Origin of the sequence: Aeromonas finlandensis (genome assembly GCF_000764645.1) — a bacterium.
GTDB classification, from domain to species: Bacteria; Pseudomonadota; Gammaproteobacteria; order Enterobacterales; family Aeromonadaceae; genus Aeromonas; species Aeromonas finlandensis.
The window spans coordinates 1-672 of the sequence record NZ_JRGK01000247.1; the positions used below are offsets into that span (position 1 = coordinate 1).

1 protein-coding gene is annotated in these 672 nt (G+C 40.2%); it reads left to right on the forward strand.

The genetic code is table 11. From position 1 onward, the window contains the following. Positions 1-672, forward strand: a 672-nt coding sequence (locus LD28_RS22495; protein ID WP_156120233.1) for an NAD-dependent epimerase/dehydratase family protein, incomplete at both ends; no start/stop codon positions are given.

The following is a 672-nucleotide window of genomic DNA, read 5'->3' on the forward strand; positions in this document are numbered from 1 at the left end:
GGTGTTAGGTACTCGATTGAAAACCCATTCTCATATGTAGATAGCAATGTCACTGGTTATCTATCAATCGCCGAGGGGTGTCGCCATACTGATGTCACGCACTTAGTATATGCTTCCTCGAGCTCTGTATATGGGATGAATGATAGCGTTCCATTTTCCGTTAGTCAGTCAACAGATCACCCAATTTCATTATATGCATCGACAAAGAAAATGAATGAGTTGATTGCGCACACCTACTCTCACTTGTACAAGATACCAACAACTGGACTGCGTTTTTTCACCGTATACGGACCTTGGGGTCGTCCCGACATGGCGTTATTTAAGTTCACCAAGAATATGCTTTCTGGAAAGCCAATTGATGTGTATCAAAATGGTCTTTTAAGTCGAGACTTTACATATATAGATGATATCGCTGAATGTGTTATTAGAATTTCAGATGTAGTACCTAGAGAAAATGCTGGTTGGAGTTGTGAAGCAGGGTCTCCTGCTAATAGTAGCGCTCCTTATCGTATATTTAATATTGGGAATGGTAAGCCTATAAAAGTAATCGATTTTATTGAGTGTCTCGAGAAAGCATTGGGAGTAAAAGCGATAAAAAATATGATGCCGATGCAAGCTGGAGATGTTTATGCGACATGGGCGGATACTGAGGATTTATTTTCTACTATAGCC